A 16,691-nucleotide genomic window follows, 5' to 3' on the forward strand; every position below is an offset into this window, starting at 1 on the left:
TTCCCTTACTGCATGTTGATCATGACGGTTTCTTGCCACTGGCGCGGCAGGGCTTTGGAGCTCTGCTCCCAGGCGGCGTGATCCTGCACCGGCTTGGCATTGGCGTACTGCTCGGCTGGCAGCAGCTTAGCCTTCACGTCATCCGGCAGGGTCACGTTGCTGCGGATCGGGCGAGCGTAGCCACGGGCCAGGTTGATTTGACCGGCATCGGAGAGGATGTATTCACGGGCCAGTTTGGCGGCGTTGGGGTTCTTGGCCCACTTGTTGATGATGGTGGTGTAACCGGCGATGACGGAGCCGTCACTCGGGATCACCACATCAAACTTCTTGGGGTCGATCTGGTCGCGGTAGTTGAGGGCGTTGAAGTCCCACAGCACCCCGACTTCCACCTCGCCCTTCTCGATATTGGCGATGGTGGGATCGTTCAGGGAGAGACGACCCTGCTTGGCCAGCTGACCGAACAGCTCCAGTGCAGGTTTCAGATTCTTCTCGCTGCCGCCGGTGGCATAGGCCGCCGCCAGCACGCCGTTGTTGGCCTGAGAGGCAACGCCCACATCACCCAGGGTCACCTTGTAGTCACCACCCAGCAGGGATTGCCAGCTGGTGGGGGCTGCCTTGACCAGATCCTTGTTGATCAGGAAGGCGATGGTGCCGGTATAGGCCAGCATCCAGTGACCGTCCGCATCCTTGGCCCAGTTGGGAATATCGGCCCAGGTGGAGGGTTTGTAGGGCTGGGTAACACCCTGCTTGACCGCAACCGGACCGAAGGCGCCGCCCACGTCGCCGATATCGGCGGTGGCATTGGCCTTCTCGGCGGCGAACTTGGCGATCTCCTGCGCCGAGCTCATGTCGGTATCCTGATGCTTGATGCCGTAGATGCTGCCCAGCTGCTGCCAGGTATCCTTCCAGTTGGCCCAGCTGTCGGGCATGCCGATGCTGTGGAGCTGGCCTTCGCCACGGGCGGCCTTTTCGAGATCCGCGATATTTTCGGCTGCATAGCTATTTGTGGCAAACAACGGTTGGCTGATGGCCACCATGGCCAGTGCACTTGCGATCACGCTTTTCATCATCCCATCCCTCTGGACTAGGTCAGTTAAGGTTCGAGAGGGATGCTAGAGGGGAATTGTGACGGTGGCGGGGCGCTTTAATGGCAGTTTGATGACAATCACCCTGTCATGGCGCTGTCATCCACAGCGGTTACAACTCTGAACCCAAGTGAAGCTGGACTACTCCAGCAAGGGCTGAACCAACAAGGGCCAGGCCAGCCCGTACAGCCAGAATGAGCGACAGGGACATGAGCGTGATTGAACCGAGATTGAGCGAACGGGTAGCGGCAGAGGGCCGCGCCTCCAAATGTGAACAAATTTGCCAGACCCTGCGCCGCTATATCGGCAGCGGTCAGCTGGCGGCGGGGCAGCAGTTGCCCGCCGAACGGGCCCTGAGCGAGCGTTTCTCTACCACCCGCATCACTATCAAGGAGGCGCTCTCCAGCCTCGAAGCGGATGGCCTTATCTACCGGGCCGAGCGGCGTGGCTGGTTCGTTGCGCCGCCCCGCCTCACCTACGATCCCGCCATCCACACCCACTTTCACCAGTGGATCGGCGAGCAGCAGCGCACCGCCGAAACCCGGGTGCTGGCCCACGGCAGCGAGCTCGCCAGCAGCGAGCTCTGCCGCTGGATGGGGCTGGATCCTTTTACGCCGCTGTATGAAATTCGCCGCCTGCGCCTGATCGACGGCCGCCCTGTGCTCCACGTCAGCCACCATCTGCTGGCGAGTCGCTTTCCCGATATCGCCAGCGCGCCGCTGGCCAACTCCCTCACCGAGCTCTATCAGCAGCGCTATGGCATAGGCCAGGGCGGGGCGAGTCTCGAGATCACCCCCTCGGCGGCGCGAGGTGCCATCGCCCGCGCCCTCAATCTGGCGGAGGGGAGCGCGGTGCTGCGGCTGGTGCGGGTCAACTATGACGAGCGGGGCAGTCTGGTGGATTGCGATATCGAGCACTGGCGGCCGGATGCCATTCGTATCTGTCTCGATACCCGGGCGCTGCAACCCATCATCGCCAAAGCGCAGCCCATGCAACTGGCAGAGTAACCACAATCAGACTCACGAGCAGACACGGATCCCGCAGGATCCGCCGGGATCAGTTGTCGATATTGGGGATCATGTCGTCAAAGCTCTGGTAGCCGCAGTCGGCCAGTTGCAGCGACATGGTGTAGGTCTTGGCGTGCTCCTGCTGACCGATGGCGGGGCGGTTGAGCTTGATCTCCTGATGCCAGTACTCCTTCATCCGATCGATCAGCGCCATCGCCTCTCCCTCGTTGAGGTGCAGCTGGCAGAGCGCCATATAGTTGTTCGACTTGTGCATGTTCTCCACCAGATACTCCCCTAGCACCGACATTGCCTGCCGCGCCTGCTGGCGGGCGAAACGGCTGTGCTGCTCGAAGCTGATCCGCTCGCTGATGAGGAAGTGGTAACTGTTGTCGATACCGAGCTGCAAGATACCGAGCTTCTCCAGCTTGCGCAGATAGAGGTAGCAGGAGGCATCGGTCAGGCCGTACTCCCGCTTGAGATCGATCAGCGTCTTGTCGCGCCAGAAGATATTGGCGAGAAAGGCGTAGAGCCCCGGTTCGTTGTGAAACGCCTCATCCTGCTCCTGAGTAAAGACGGCGCGGCGGCTCTGGGCGTCCTGAGTGCGATCCAGCAACTCCTCGAACGAGAGCCCCACCAGATGGCAGATCTCCAGCAGAGTATCGAACGGCAGCGAGGGCTTGTTCATCATCCGTTTCACGGTCGCGATGGAGACACCCATGGCTTCTGCCAGGGTCTGATAGCGGATCCCCTTGTCGGTCAGGGTCTTCTTCAGGGTGTCGAGAATATTGTTGGCCAGGGTCTGGCTGTAGGTCATGCCACTCTTCCTTGTTATCGCACTTTCATTGCATGGTTATGCCGAGTCAGCTTCTGACCTGTTTTTACCTTCAAGGCTCAGATATTGACACCGAAAAAACAGCCTAGAGAAAAAATCGCCTACAACGCCCATCAGGACAGACCAGTTGAACGGTGAGGTCGCAAAATCTGACACCAGACAGTGCATATCTTTCAACCCGCAAACATTTTGCTAGTGCTGCATAGAACATCGCGCATAATCGAAACGTATCGAATTCAAGACCCTTCCTGGTTGAGAAATCGATTGTTTGCTTCCAAATTTTTATCTTTTAAACCGTAAGGTTTTTTCTCTTTCCTGGCATTGGGCGGCGCTGATAGCACCGCCCTTTTCTTTTCCCTGAATTCGCAGGTCAGGTCAAGGGCCCCGGCAAGGGGAAGTGTCACCGGCCACCCGCCGCCCACTGATGCGCCAGCCACTACGACCTCTCTGGCAAGGTATCCTAAACGATCATCAATAGCGTTTCATTGCCATTCAATATATTTAAATGGCTTGATTGGAAAGCTTCATTAAATATAAAAACGAATATAATAAAGTTATTTAAAACTCCAAAAATCTATCTTTTAAATGGCTTGTGTATATAAGCAGACAAAATTAATCAGGCCGCACGCCCCATATCTGCTTATCGCGCCTCATGCCCACCCCAACAACTGCTACCGGGTAAAGAGAAAAGCCACCCATAAGAACCCACCCACTCATCTGGTGGGCAACATAGCCCACGCAAAAACAGCCTCAAAAGACCACCAAAACCCTCAATGGGAACAATCCCAAACCTCAAAAAGAGCAAAAAACAGGCAAAAAGATAGATTTTTTTCTCACGGTTTCACCTTGTGATGGGTTCAAAAAATCATCAAAAAGAACCTGATGCCAATCAGTGACATCTGAGATGCAAATTTTTAGACAACTCATCACGGCCACGCTCGAATGAAAATTTAATGCTGATAAAAATCAATCACATAGAATCAAAACCGAACTCTCAGCCTGTCATTTGCCTCACCAGTTAATTATTTAAACCTCAATAAAGCTAAAACTCTAATAACACCATTTATTAAACAAAATGACCCTGCTTGCAGCCAGTCATATTTAGAAGAATGGGGAAATCACTCTCTTGTTATTCAGAAATGTGCTGACTATACTGCGGCCCCTCTGTGAAAGCAGAGCAATGACGGAAATATAAAAAGCTTCATGGATTGAGCAATATAAATCACACGCAGTTCACGCAACACAAGGTTATTTATCCATGAACAAGTTTAATAAAATTGCCGCTTTCTCCCTGCTTGCTCTGGCCATGAATGGCGGTGCCCATGCCGAAGGCTGGTATGCAGGTCTGGATCTGACCACCTCCAAGATGGATCTCGATGGTGCTGCCAAAGACGTCTATGACGCCAAAGTGATCGACGACCAGCTCGACGGCGGCAGCCTGATCGTGGGTTACAGCTTCAAACCCTGGCTGGCGGTTGAAGGTGGCCTGCACGCCCAACAGATGGATCAGCTGACCTGGGTAACCTCCCCGATTGCAAGCGGCTTTGCCGACACCACCATCGAAACCCGCAGCATCAGCCTGGCCGCCAAGCTGAGCCAGCCGCTGGCCTGGGGCTTCAGCGCCTATGCCAAACCGGGTATCGCCTACACCCGCACCGAATTGGAAGTTGTCGGCAACGCCACCCTCCTCGGTTTCAGCGGTCAGGTAAACGAGAGCGCAACCAAGAGCAAGGTACACCCCAATCTGGAAGTAGGTCTGGACTACGCCTTCAACGACCACTTCTCTGCAGGTATCGGTTACGAGCGCCAGTTCAACGCCCTGAGCCTGGGTGACGAGCACTACTCTCTGGATACCTTCAAGCTGGGTCTGCGCTACCACTTCTAAGTCGCGCCGCGTCAGTAACAATACAAAAGGGCCGCAGGTTTCAAACCTGCGGCCCTTTTTACTGCTCTTTTTCCGTACTCCGCGTTAGCAGATCTGGTCTTTACCCAGCTGCTTGGCCTGATAGAGCGCCCGATCGGCGCGCACCATCAGGCTCTCCTTCTGCTCATCCTGCTGATACTCCGCCAACCCGAAGCTCATGGAAGCGGGAGCGTGCGGGCAGATGGGCTCGCTCGCCATCAATGCCTGAAACTTGCTCGCCACCACCAGCGCATCCTCGCGGCCGGTGTTGGGCAGCAACACCATAAACTCGTCACCGCCCCAGCGGGCCAGCAGATCGATCTCGCGGATATGACGGCGCACCAGCGCCACTATGTTGATCAGGGTCTGATCCCCGGCGTTGTGGCCATAGCTGTCGTTGATCTGCTTGAAGTTGTCCACATCCATGGCGATCACCGTAAACGGCTGATGGAAGCGGCGCGCCCGCTCGCACTCCAGCTGCAACGCCCGCTCCAGCCGATAGCGACTGGCGGCGCCGGTCAGGGCATCGGTCTCTGCCAGCAGACGGTTCTCCTCGGCTTTCTGTTGCAGCGCCTCGTTGAGTCGCACCAGCTCGGCGGTGCGCTCGGCAACCTGCTGCTCCAGCGACTGATTGCGCCGCTCCAGCTGCTCCAGCAACAACTTGCTGGCGTGGATATCGCGATGGGCACCGATCATCCGCGCCACAGACCCGTCGGGATTGCGCTCAATGATGCGGCCGCAATCCTCAATCCAGAGGTAACTGCCATCCCGGCAGCGGCAACGATACTCGGCGCGATACTCATGGGCGCTGCCGCTCAGGCAGAGATCGAACTTCGCCATCACAGCCGCCAGATCGTCGGGGTGGATCACGTTCTCCCAGGTGAAGACGGTATTGCCGAGGGAGTGAGGCTCATAACCCAGCATCCGGTACCAGCCGGGGTTGCGATAGACAAAACCGGTATTGGCATTCCAGTCCCAGATGCCGTCGCTGATCACCTCCAGAATGCCGTGCACCACAGCTTCGCTGAGGTTGGAGATCCTGACCGTATCACTATCTTGCCGCATATGAGGTCATCCTCTCTTCTTGCCTGCGCCACTCTTGCTTGCCCACCAAACGGCGTTGTCGAGTCGGCGTGAAGCGCTACCTTGGCACACGGCGGAAATCCTGTCAGCCAGAATGCCGCGATCCCCCTGCCATCCGGTTATTGAGTGTTCACACAGTATGCTAAATGCGCAGATCAGGGTGTCAGCAAGTGTGGCCCAGTCCTCTCCATTTGCTGACAAAAGCGGAGGGGACAGCGTGGGGAAAAAACAGAAGGGAATAGGCAGAGCATCTATGTAGGGTGTAATAAGCGAAGCGCATGACACCTTTTGCCAGCTCAATATAAGCGGTGCAATTCACTTCGTTCTTTGCACCCTACCCGCCCCTCTCCCAAAGGGAGAAGGGATCAATCAGCATTGGGGATATGGCGTTGGTAATGGGGAAAGTTCAAGTGTGGTGGATTACATGGTTTTTTGATTACACGATCTTCCTATACCTGATAAACCAATGGAGTGAAATACGAAGGGTTATGGGTAAGCGCTGGAAAACAGATGATAAACACTAAATTTATCCGTTTTGTTTACGAGGGGTGGATATTATTATCCCTGTACTTTAAAAAACACTAATGATATATTAAACAAAAACAAGGTGTGACATAAGTATGTTCATATACATTATCATGATGCTAATTTTTATATTTTTCTCTGGTGCTATTATCGCTTATGGTGATGATAGTTTTTCACAATGCGACAAAACAGATTACACAAACATATATTGCTATATATCCACTACAGTCAAAGCTATTCCTAGTTGGCTTGTACCTGCTATGGGCATATTCTTATCTGCATTTTTCACTCATCAGTATACAAAAAAAAGAACTAAAGAAGATGATATAAAGAAAAAGTATGAGCAATATAAACAAGACTCTACCTCAATATGCATTGAACTTGTTAATTGTTTTGAACAATTATCAGAGATAAAAAGAACATTTATGAGTGCCATAGGGAATGACGATGATGTGATAAGATGTTTAAAATTACTACATGCATCTCAATATAACCTTACACCGTGTAAAACCAGCATGGCACTGCTATGTTTCATTACTAAAGGAATGGACAGTTTTAATAAGCATGATGTTTCCAATCCTATTTTTATAGGGAAGGCTATTTTTAATTACAACACTTTGGTAAATGAATATGCGAAACTTGCAGGATTAGCCAATCAGATACATACATCTTTAGTGAAGGATGGATTGTTGATTATGAATGGTGGCTCTTGTTTTTTTGATATAAAGATCATCTTTGATGAAAACAAAAAAAGTTTCCATGACATTAATACATTCATAATCCTATATGAGAAATTTGTTATAGCAATCAACGCTTGCATTGATATACTAGCATTAATAATAAATGCTCTACCGAGTGAAATAGATAAGCATTTTATATCATCATCTCAAGAGCGATTTCTATTACGTTATACTTTCGACGAGAGCATATTAATAAATCCACCTGAAGTTAACATAGATGGTGAACTGAAAAATTTAATATTTCGTCTCAATCGTTCTCAAGAAGTAGTCTAGCTGCATTTCGCTGAAAAATTGATGGCGGTAAATCCCTTTACCGCCAACATCAATCACTCCCCCAACCTCTCCGCCAATCCGGAATAACGCTCGGTCTTTTTCCGTACTGCCTGTGCCAGCAGGGCGCGATCGCCGTAGAGATCGAGTTTCGCCTTGGCGCGGGTGATGCCGGTATAGACCAGCTCGCGGGTCAGCAGCGGGCTGGGGCTGTCGGGCAGCACCAGTACGGTATGGGCAAACTCCGACCCTTGGGATTTGTGAATGGTCATGGCGTAGACAGTCTCGTGGGGCGGCAGCCGGCTGGGCAACAGGGCACGCAGGGTACCGTCCGGCTGCTCAAACCAGACCTTAAGCCGCCCAGTTTCATCGGGCAGGCAGAGCCCCATATCACCGTTGTAGAGGCCAACCCCGTGGTCGTTTCGCACCACCATCACCGGGCGACCGGCATACCAGTCGCCATCACGGCCAATCAGGCCAGCCCGTGACAGGGCCAGTTCGAGCCGCTCGTTAAGTCCCAGCACGCCAAACGGGCCATCGCGCAGGGCGCAGAGGATCTGGAAGCTGTTGAATGCCTTGAACACGGCGGCGGGCGCCTCCCCCGCGCGGGCCGCCTTCAGATAGCTGCCGTAACCGGCCACCCCCTGTGAAATCAGGGCGTCGTAGGCCTCCCCCGCCCAGGGGTGCAGGTTGATATCGCTAAAGCCCATGCCCCAGACAGCTTCCACCGCCGTGGCATCGCCGCTGTTGCAGGCGCGCGCCAGCTGACCGATGCCGGAGTGCTGATCAAAGCGCCAGCTCTTGGCCAGCAAACAGAGGCTGTCGCGCACCGGTGCCCCTGCTGGCGTGCCCTGCAGGCGGTAGCCGGTCTGGCGGGAGAGCCAATCCGCCTGCGCCGGGCTGATGCCCTGTTCGATAAAGCTGCAGATATCGCCGAGCACGGCCCCCGCCTCCACCGAGGCGAGCTGATCCTTGTCGCCGAGCAGGATCAGGCGGGCGTGGCTCGGCAGCGCATCGAGCAGGCGCGCCATCATCGGCAAATCGACCATGGAGGCCTCATCCACCACCAGCAAGTCGAGGTGCAGCGGGTTGCCTTTGTGGTGGCGGAACTGGCTGCGCCCCGGAATGACCCCGAGCAGCCGGTGCAGGGTGCCCGCTTCGGTGGGGATCGCTTCGACCCACTCGGGGGGCAGATCGAGGGCCTGCAGGGCAGAACCGATACTCTCGGTGAGGCGCGCCGCCGCCTTGCCGGTGGGGGCCACCAGCCGGATCGCCGGGGCCTTGCCCGCTTGCAGGCCGGTCTCCACCAGAATGGCGAGCAGTTTGGCCACAGTCGTGGTCTTGCCGGTGCCGGGGCCGCCGGAGATCACCGCAAAGGGGCGCGCCGCCGCGGTGGCCGCCGCCAACTTCTGGCCGTTGCAGCAGAGCGCCTCAGGCACCAGCGCATCCAGTTTGCTCAGGTCGCTCGCCGCCTGGGCACTGGCGAGCAGCTCCTCGATGGCGGGCCAATCCACCTCGTTCGGGAACACCAGATCCAGATACTTCTCGATAAAGTGGCGGGCCGAGAAGTCGGGGGTGAGGCGGGCCTTGAGCAGCGCCGCGAACACCAACCCGTAGTCGCGGGCAAACAGCCGCGACAGGGCGGGAGCAATCTCCGGCCATTCGGCGCGCTCGCTCAAAGCGCGCAGATGGCGGGCTACCCCCAGTTCAAAATCGTGGTAGCGGGTGAGGTAGAGCCGCCCGTGCCACAGCCGCAGCGGCCAGCGCGGAGCAAGCCCCTCATCCTGTTCGGTACCCACCAGGGGACTCTCTGCAAACAGGGCGGGCCAGCGGGCAGGATCCGCCAGATCAGCCAACAGATCCCGGCTCTGCTGGGGATCCAGCCCGAACGGCCGCAGGGATCCGGCAGTCAACATTTCAAGCGGCAAACAGACATGGCCACGCCCCAGCTCGAAGCAGGTGAGCGCCGCCCCCAGCACCAGCTCGGGACTGCCGCCAAGGTCTGCCACCAACCGGGCAAATTGCAGATCCAGCTGGCGGATGCGGCCAGCCAGCGCCAGTGTTTTCAACCGTTCAACCATCATTGTGCTGGCTGCGGTGCTGATCATGGTGCCGCTCATGCCTCCACCTCGTTTAATTCTGCTGATGAAACACCGCCTGAGCGATCACCATTTCTAAACAACTCATCCAGCCCCAGCACCAGTTCACGGCTCGGACGGGTATGGAAAATGCCCCCCTGCGGCATGCCGCGCAGGAACAGATAGAAGACCCCGCCAAAGTGCTGCTCGAAGTCGTAGCCCGGCAGGCGCAGGGTGAGCAGCCGGTGCAGCGCCAGCGAGTAGAGCTGGTATTGCAGGTCGTAGCGGTGCTCCGCCATCGCCCGCTCCAGCGCCGGACGGCTGTAATCGGCGGGGCTCATGCCGAGGTGGTTCGATTTGTAGTCGAGCAGATACCAGCGTCCCTGCCACTCGAACACCAGATCGATAAAGCCCTTGAGCATCCCCTGCACGGTGGCAAAGCTGAGCGGCTTGTTGCCGCGTGACAGCGGGTCGTGCTGCTGGCAGAGGGCGGTCAGCGCCGGTGCCGTCACCCGCCCCATGGGCAGGAAGAACTCCAGCTCCACCTGTTTGCGCTCGGCACTCAAGTCCCGCAGCCGCACCGGTTCGCCAAAGCCAGTATCGAGCGGGGTATCCAGCACCGCCTCCACCTGCTGTTGCAGCACGGGGGCCCAGCTCTCCTCGAAGCCATCCTGTGCCAGCAGGGTGGCGATATGCTGCGCCAGCGGCTCGCCAGCGGCGCTTTGAAAGTCGATGGTCTCGAACAGGCTGTGCAGCAGGGTGCCGGGGCGTGCCCCTTTCGGGAAGGTGAAGATGGAGGGCTGGGGCGCCTCGTCCGGTTGCTCGGAAGCCAGCGCAGCCGCCTCGGTCACTACCTCGTCATCGAAGCCGGGGTTGGCCAAGACACCCTTGCTGTGACCGTGGCCCTGCGCCGCCAGCCCGGAGTAGGAGCTGATCCACCAGTCCCGCTCAAGTGAACCGCTAAAGTGACGCACCTGCGGCTCGCCCAGCTGCTCCTCCTCTGGCGGCAGCGGGGCCGGACGGGTGAGCGAGGGCTCACCGACGGCTACCCCGGGCAGCGCCTGTGACAGCTCGGTCAGGGCGGTCGCCAGCGTCTGCGCATCCCCCTCTTCGCCCTTTTGCAGCAGGTAGCCGATGGCGGTGTGGTGCAGGTCGGTCTTCTCCGACTTGCCCGCCCCCGCCCGCACCGGCGCCAGCCCCAGCCAGGTGGCGTAAACGCCCCGGGTCAGCGCCACATAGAGCAGCCGCAAATCTTCGGCGAGGCGCTCCTTGTCAGCTTCCGCCAGAGAGCCCTCGGCGCCGGTCAGATCGAGAATGGTGCGATTGCCCGCCTCGTCCGCCTCGTGATAGAGCGGGGTCTCGGCGGTTCTGTGGCTGCAGATAAAGGGCAGGAACACCAGCGGGTACTCCAGCCCCTTGGATTTGTGGATGGTGACGATCTGCACCAATTTCCGCTCGGATTCGAGGCGCAGTACCTGCTCCGCATCCTGCCCGTTGGGGCGGCTCACCGCCTCCCCCAACCAGCGCAGCAGGGCGTACTCCCCGTCCAGCTCGCTGCTCACCTGTTGCAGCAGCTCGCCAAGATGGAGGAAGTTGGTCAGCCGCCGCTCGCCATAGGGGCTCGCCAAAAGCGAAGAGGCAAGATTGCGCCGGTGCAGCAGGGCCCGCAGCATCGCCAGCACGCCACGGCGATGCCAGATCTTGCGGTACTCCATAAACTCCTGCACTGCACTCTCCCACGCCCGCTCGTCGCTGGCCAGCCCATCGAGCGCCTTGGCGTCGAGATCAAACAGGCCGGTGGCGAGCGCCGCCCGCAGGCTGCGCTCTTCGCTCGGGTTCTGGCAGGCGTGCAAAATCAGCAGGATCTCCCGCGCCTCCACCTGCTCCAGCACGCTCTCGCGATTCGACAGATAGACGGAGGCGATGGCGAGGCGCGCCAATTCCTGCTGCACCAGCTTGCCCTCGGCTCCGGTTCGCACCAGCACGGCGATATCCCCGGCCTTCACCGCCTTGTCACCGATCAGCGCCTTACCCTCACGAGCGAGGGTCAGCAGGCGGTGGATCTCGGCGGCGGTGGCGCGGGCCATCTTGCTCTGGTAATCCCCCCGGTTGAAGGTGGGCTGGCCGGTCAGCTGCCAGCACTGGAGCACGGGCGCGGTGGTGCCATCGAGCAGCAGCGCCTTGCTCTTGCCCTGCGCCTCCACCGGCAGGAAGGGGATATCCGCCTCGTAGATAAAGGGATCTTTCGCCCGCTCGAACAGGCCGTTGACCGCCCCCACCAGCGCACTGCTGGAGCGCCAGTTGCGCCCGAGGGTGTAGTGGGCGCTCACATTTCGCCGCGCCTGAATGTAGGTAAAGATGTCGGCGCCGCGAAAGCCGTAGATGGCCTGCTTGGGGTCACCGATCATCAACAGCGCCGTGTCTGTGTGGCCGCCGTAAAGACGATGGAAGATGCGGTACTGCTGGGGATCGGTATCCTGAAATTCGTCGATCATTGCCACCCGGTAGGTGGCGCGAATGCGCTCGCAGAGCCGCTCGCCAAGGCTGGAACCGAGCGCCCCGTCGAGGTCTTTGAGCAAGTCATCGAACGAGAGCTGATGGGCCTGCCGCTTGCTGGCCTGCATCCGGCTGCGCACCACCTTGGCCGCCCGTTGCAGGATAAGGTCCCGAATACCGGGGCGGCTCGCCAGCAGCTCGTCTATCTGGCTGAACAGCGGCAGGGTCGGCACTGCCCCTCCCTTCTTGAGGTTCTCCTCCAGCACCGTCTGGCCAAAGCGCTCCAGCTCCTTGGGGATGGCGTAGCCACTGCTCTCGTCCTGTGCCCAGTCGGCTATCTTGGCAAGCCACCCTTCGTAGTTCTTGCCGGTGTAGCGGCTGATCTGGCCGTCGGTCTGGCGGCGGATCTCGTCCGTCTGCGCCAGCCATTCGCTTTTCACTGCCGCGATGCGACTCATAGCCGCCTGATGGCGGGCGGCCAGAGTCTCGTCACCCAGCGCGGGGTGGATCTCCAGCTCGCTGTTGTCGAGCCAGCTGCCCATCTCCCGCAGCAGGGCTGCGGGGCTCGGCCAGAGCGCGCGCACCGCGCTGGCGAGGGCTTTATCCACCGGATAGAACTCGGCGCGCCAGTAGTCGCTCACCGCCTGCAGCCTGAGCTGGCTATCGTCGGTAAGAAATTCGGTTTCAAAGAGGGCGCCGGACTCGAAGGCGTTCTGCTTGAGCATCCGCTGGCAGAAACCGTGGATGGTAAAGACCGCCGCTTCGTCCATCTGCCGCTCGGCAGCCAGCAGGCGGCGGGCCGCCAGCTCGTGATCCTCCACCTCGTCCAGCAGCTGGGCCAGCAGGGCATCACTGCTATGGCCGCGCATAAAGGCGAGGCGCGCCTCGTGGATGCGCCCGCGGATCCGCCCGCGCAGCTCGGCGGTGGCCGCTTCGGTAAAGGTCACCACCAGAATCTCGGTCACCGAGAGTGGCCGCTCGTGGGCGCTCGGCTGACCGACATCGGCGCCCTCTTCGATGAGCGGGCCGTGGCCCAGCAGCAGGCGCAGGTAGAGACCAGCGATGGTGTAGGTCTTGCCGGTACCGGCGGAGGCTTCGATCAGTCGTTCACCATGGAGGGGAAAACGCAGGGTATTGAGCGGGTTAGCCATTATTTCAGCTCCTCCAGGGTCTTGAGCAGCGGGGTCAGGTGTTCGCGGGCCAGCGCCTGCAACTGACCAAGCACCTCGTCATCGAGTTCGGGGAAGCAGCGGGCGACGTAAACGTCTTGCCCCTCCCCATTGATCATCCAGCCGCCGTTGAAACGGGTGAGGGCCGCCTTGTCGGCCGCCTCCGGCTTGTCGGGATCCTTCTCGATCGTCTTGAGCCAATCCCAGGCGGTGTTGGGGAAGAAGGGCAGCGGCCGCTTCATCCCCTGCGCCCAGCACGCCACCAGCGCCGCCAGCTTGGGCCGCGCCTCGTCGGCCGAGAGCTTGGGCAGTCGCAGACTCTGTTTGGCATCGAACAGCAGGGTGTCGCCGGGGGCGCCGCTCAATGAGAGGCAGAGGTGCTGGATCCAGCCCAGCAGCAGATCCTTGCCGTTGAAGCTGCCGGGTTTGACCACCAGCAAGCGCCCTTTCTGGGTGTCGATCCACCCTTGCAGCTGGCCCTGAGTGAGGGAGATATCGATCTCCACCGCCTGTTTTTCTGCCTCATTGGCCGCAACCCATGGCCGCAGCCGATCCGCCAGCTTGCCCATCTCGGCATCCAGATCGTCCAGCAGCAAGCTGCCGAACCACCCTTGCGGCAACAGGCCGGTGAGCTGCAACCGCTCGCGCCGCTCGGTGCTATCCCCTTCCGCCAGATGGGCATCGAGCAGCAGATCTTTCAGCTGATAATGTTGCAGGCCATCCAGCTCGAACGGCTCGCTGTCCTCGATGTTGGCTTCGTTCAACTCAAACCACACCTTGAGGCGGCGATTGAGGAAATATTTGGTGGGCTGGCGATAGAAGCGCAGCAGCTCCGCCAGCTCCAGCCCCTGCTCCTTGCCCCATTCGGGGGGCAGCGGCAGCTCGCCGCTCTGGAAGTTGGCCGCGCCGCGCACCGGATTGAGGGCAGGCAACCAGTCGGCGGCATAGGTAAAGAGGCGCGAACCCGCCTCCGGATAGAAGTAGTTGCGGCTGTAGGGGGTGAGCGGGTGCGCCACCATCAGGTGGTTGAGCAGCCGCTTGCCGGAGGTTTCGTCGTCGAGATCCTCATCCCCCGCCAGCACAAAGCCCTGCCGCACATAGTCGATCAGCTCCGCCAGCAGCACCGATGGCACCTTGTCGCCGTTGTCCTGCGCGCTGAAACCCTGATAACTGATATAGAGCCCCTGCTGGGCGCTCAGCAGTGCCTCGAGGAACAGGTAGCGGTCATCATCACGTCGGGAGCGATCCCCGCGCCGCGACGCCACCGCCATCAAGTCGAACCCCATGGGAGCCAGGGTGCGCGGGTAGACGCCATCGTTCATGCCGAGCAGGCAGACCTGTTTGAAGGGGATGGAACGCATCGGCATCAGGGTGCAGAAGTTGACCTGACCGGCAAGGAAGCGCTGGCTGGAGCGGGACTCCCCCAGCACGCTGCCGAGGTAATCCTGCAGCAGATCGGCGGTGATGGACTGCTCGAAACGGGCTTCGCCGAGCCGGGTCTGCCACTCGGCCAGCTGGCTGCGAATGAGCTGGAGCTGACGTTCTTCATCCTCGTCGGCCAGATAGAAGCGCTCCAGCAATGCCAGCAGGCAAGCGTTCCACTCCGCCAGCGGCTGCGCCTGTTGCAGCCGGGGCAAAAACTCGGCCAGCGAGTCGACAAACCAGGCGAGCTTGCCGAGCGCCAGCCCCTGCTGCCCCTCGATATCGGCATAGGGCAGAATGCCCGCCACCGGCTCGCCATCCCCCATGGCGAAGCCGAGCAGCATGCGGCGCAGGCCGAACAGCCAGCTGTTGCCGGACATGGGCGGCAGAGCGAAACGGACGGGGTAGCCGTCATCCAGCCCCCAGCGGATGCCGGTCTCCTGCACCCAGACCCGCAGCTGGTTGAACTCGTCGTCATCCAGCTCGAAACGGCGCAGCACGGCGGGCACCTCGAGAATGGCGAGCAGCTCCCCCGCCCCGAAGCGAGCGTTGGGCAGCCTGAGCAGGGCGAGGAAGCTTTGCAGCAGCGGGCTCTCCTGACTCGCCGCCCGATCCGAGACCGCAAACGGGATCTGGCCGCGCGCGCCAAACACCGCCTGAATGTAGGGGCCGTAGCTGTTCACATCCGGCATCATCACCACCACATCTTTCGGGGTGAGGGCGGGATCCTGCTCGAACAGCGCCAGCAGCCGGTCGTGCAGCACCTCGAGTTCGCGCATCGGGCCGTGGCAGGCGTGGATCTGCAAGGATCCATCCGCCGGATCTATGGGGCTCTTGTGATGGCTGCTGTCGAGATCGAACTGACCGGCGCCTCGTTCGGCCAGCTCCAGCACATCCTTCTGGATGGCATGCAGCAGCTTGATATTGCCCTTGCCATCCACTTCGTCGATATCGACGAAGGCCTCGATTTGCGGCACCTCCAGCTCCATCAGCTGATGCAGGTAGTCGCGTCCCAGCTTGCCCATGGAGGCGAGCAGCGGGTTAGCGGGGCCTTGCAATGTCTCGATATCGGTGCCGGGTTTGAGCTTGTTTTCGAGGCGCGCCAACGTCTTGCGATCCAGCAGATCCCCCCAGTAGTAGCGGCAGGGGTTGGTGACGAACAGGTGTACCTCTACCTCCGGCCGGCTGCCGAGGGCCAGCAGCGCCTCCACATAGCGCGGCGGCAGCGCCGAGATGCCGAACACAAAGACCCGCTGCGGCAGCTTGCCCGGCAGATCGGCGGTACGCTCCAGCTCGTGGATAAACTCCTCGTAGAGATTGGCGCGGTGGTAACCGCTTGGAGAGAGCGCCAGCGTGCGAGCCACCAACTCGCGCCACAGTTCGGGCTGCCAGTCCTGACCGCTCACCCCGGCCAGCTCCTGACTCAATCCTTCCCCCTCTTCCCAACGGGCGATCCAGTCCGGCCGATAGACCAGATACTGGTCAAAGAGATCCGCCACCTTCTGGCAGAGCTGCCACAACCGAACTTGCTCAGGATCCCTGGCAGGCGCTTCCTCATCTCCCCCACCCAGATAGGCGGCGAGCGGGGCAAAAGCAGGACGATCCAGCAAGGCAGGCAGAATGGTCATCAGCTGCCAGCTCATGGATCCCTTGTTGTAGGGGCTCTGGCGCGGCACATCTGCCAGCCCCCGGGTGAACATCTCCCAGATAAAGCTGGCGGGCAGCGGAAAGTCGATATTGGCGGCGATGCCGAAGGCTTTGGCCAGCTCCAGCTTGAGCCACTGGGCCATGCCCGGGCTCTGCACCAGGATCTGCTCCCGATCGAAGGGGTGAGAGAGAGGGGCCTGCCGGATGCGGCTCACCAGCAGCTCTTTGAGCAGATCCAGCTGATTGGAGTGGTAGAGGGTAAACATGAGCAATTCCCGCCTGTGGATGAGAGGGGGCGAGGGAAAAGGCGAGCCATTTCCGTCACTTCACAAGAGAGGGAATTGTCAGGGATCGGGGGATAAGATGCAAAAGGCACTTGTGGCCAGCAGGCGGAACCATGAGGGGCGCCGCAGATTTGTGCAGCACTATCTCGC

At 59.5% G+C, this 16,691-nt stretch carries 9 protein-coding genes; 3 read left to right on the forward strand and 6 right to left on the reverse strand.

Annotated features, from left to right (window positions below):
* Nucleotides 1–5 precede the first annotated feature (5 nt).
* On the reverse strand, nt 6–1,067 hold the full coding sequence (locus I6L34_RS09380; protein WP_005355254.1) for an ABC transporter substrate-binding protein: 1,062 nt from the start codon (nt 1,065–1,067) through the stop codon (nt 6–8).
* A gap of 212 nt (nt 1,068–1,279) precedes the next feature.
* Here I6L34_RS09380 and I6L34_RS09385 point away from each other — a divergent pair, with 212 nt between their 5' ends.
* Nucleotides 1,280–2,092 (forward strand): UTRA domain-containing protein, encoded by an 813-nt coding sequence (locus I6L34_RS09385; RefSeq protein WP_201296131.1) that lies wholly within the window; start codon nt 1,280–1,282, stop codon nt 2,090–2,092.
* Nucleotides 2,093–2,141: 49 nt separating this feature from the next.
* On the opposite strand, the gene I6L34_RS09390 is transcribed toward I6L34_RS09385, so the two are convergent.
* Nucleotides 2,142–2,906, reverse strand: a complete 765-nt coding sequence (locus tag I6L34_RS09390; RefSeq protein ID WP_005336490.1) for a helix-turn-helix transcriptional regulator — start codon at nt 2,904–2,906, stop codon at nt 2,142–2,144.
* A gap of 1,276 nt (nt 2,907–4,182) precedes the next feature.
* Here I6L34_RS09390 and I6L34_RS09395 point away from each other — a divergent pair.
* Nucleotides 4,183–4,809 (forward strand): porin family protein, encoded by a 627-nt coding sequence (locus tag I6L34_RS09395; RefSeq protein ID WP_075115785.1) that lies wholly within the window; start codon nt 4,183–4,185, stop codon nt 4,807–4,809.
* Between the two features lie 84 nt (nt 4,810–4,893).
* Here the strand turns inward: I6L34_RS09395 and I6L34_RS09400 are convergent, their stop codons facing one another.
* Nucleotides 4,894–5,892, reverse strand: a complete 999-nt coding sequence (locus I6L34_RS09400) for a sensor domain-containing diguanylate cyclase (RefSeq protein ID WP_216956677.1) — start codon at nt 5,890–5,892, stop codon at nt 4,894–4,896.
* A 638-nt stretch (nt 5,893–6,530) separates the two neighbouring features.
* On the opposite strand from I6L34_RS09400, the gene I6L34_RS09405 reads away from it, so the two are divergent.
* A complete protein-coding gene (locus I6L34_RS09405) occupies nt 6,531–7,448 on the forward strand; it encodes a hypothetical protein (protein WP_216956678.1) in 918 nt (305 codons plus the stop codon).
* Nucleotides 7,449–7,501: 53 nt separating this feature from the next.
* Here I6L34_RS09405 and recD read toward each other — a convergent pair whose 3' ends face one another.
* From recD to recC, 3 genes are read right to left on the reverse strand one after another with little or no spacing between them, the layout of a single operon-like run.
* The gene (gene recD / locus I6L34_RS09410) at nt 7,502–9,565 is read right to left on the reverse strand and encodes an exodeoxyribonuclease V subunit alpha (protein WP_216956679.1); all 2,064 of its coding nucleotides are present in this window, start codon (nt 9,563–9,565) and stop codon (nt 7,502–7,504) included.
* Entirely contained in the window at nt 9,562–13,170 is a 3,609-nt protein-coding gene (gene recB, locus I6L34_RS09415; RefSeq protein WP_216956680.1) for an exodeoxyribonuclease V subunit beta, read from the reverse strand. The genes recD and recB overlap by 4 nt, the downstream gene beginning before the upstream one ends.
* Complete coding sequence (gene recC / locus I6L34_RS09420; protein ID WP_216956681.1) at nt 13,170–16,523, reverse strand: exodeoxyribonuclease V subunit gamma; 3,354 nt, start codon at nt 16,521–16,523, stop codon at nt 13,170–13,172. The genes recB and recC overlap by 1 nt, the downstream gene beginning before the upstream one ends.
* Nucleotides 16,524–16,691: the final 168 nt, after the last annotated feature.

This window comes from Aeromonas sp. FDAARGOS 1404 (assembly GCF_019047085.1).
Lineage (GTDB): Bacteria > Pseudomonadota > Gammaproteobacteria > Enterobacterales > Aeromonadaceae > Aeromonas > Aeromonas veronii.

What these genes read in the sequence shown, in the direction of transcription:
- I6L34_RS09380 (WP_005355254.1), bottom strand. Translation starts at nt 1,067, where the DNA reads ATGAAAAGCGTGATCGCAAGTGCACTGGCCATGGTGGCCATCAGCCAA.
- I6L34_RS09385 (WP_201296131.1), top strand. Translation starts at nt 1,280, where the DNA reads ATGAGCGACAGGGACATGAGCGTGATTGAACCGAGATTGAGCGAACGG.
- I6L34_RS09390 (WP_005336490.1), bottom strand. Translation starts at nt 2,906, where the DNA reads ATGACCTACAGCCAGACCCTGGCCAACAATATTCTCGACACCCTGAAG.
- I6L34_RS09395 (WP_075115785.1), top strand. Translation starts at nt 4,183, where the DNA reads ATGAACAAGTTTAATAAAATTGCCGCTTTCTCCCTGCTTGCTCTGGCC.
- I6L34_RS09400 (WP_216956677.1), bottom strand. Translation starts at nt 5,892, where the DNA reads ATGCGGCAAGATAGTGATACGGTCAGGATCTCCAACCTCAGCGAAGCT.
- I6L34_RS09405 (WP_216956678.1), top strand. Translation starts at nt 6,531, where the DNA reads ATGTTCATATACATTATCATGATGCTAATTTTTATATTTTTCTCTGGT.
- recD (WP_216956679.1), bottom strand. Translation starts at nt 9,565, where the DNA reads ATGAGCGGCACCATGATCAGCACCGCAGCCAGCACAATGATGGTTGAA.
- recB (WP_216956680.1), bottom strand. Translation starts at nt 13,170, where the DNA reads ATGGCTAACCCGCTCAATACCCTGCGTTTTCCCCTCCATGGTGAACGA.
- recC (WP_216956681.1), bottom strand. Translation starts at nt 16,523, where the DNA reads ATGTTTACCCTCTACCACTCCAATCAGCTGGATCTGCTCAAAGAGCTG.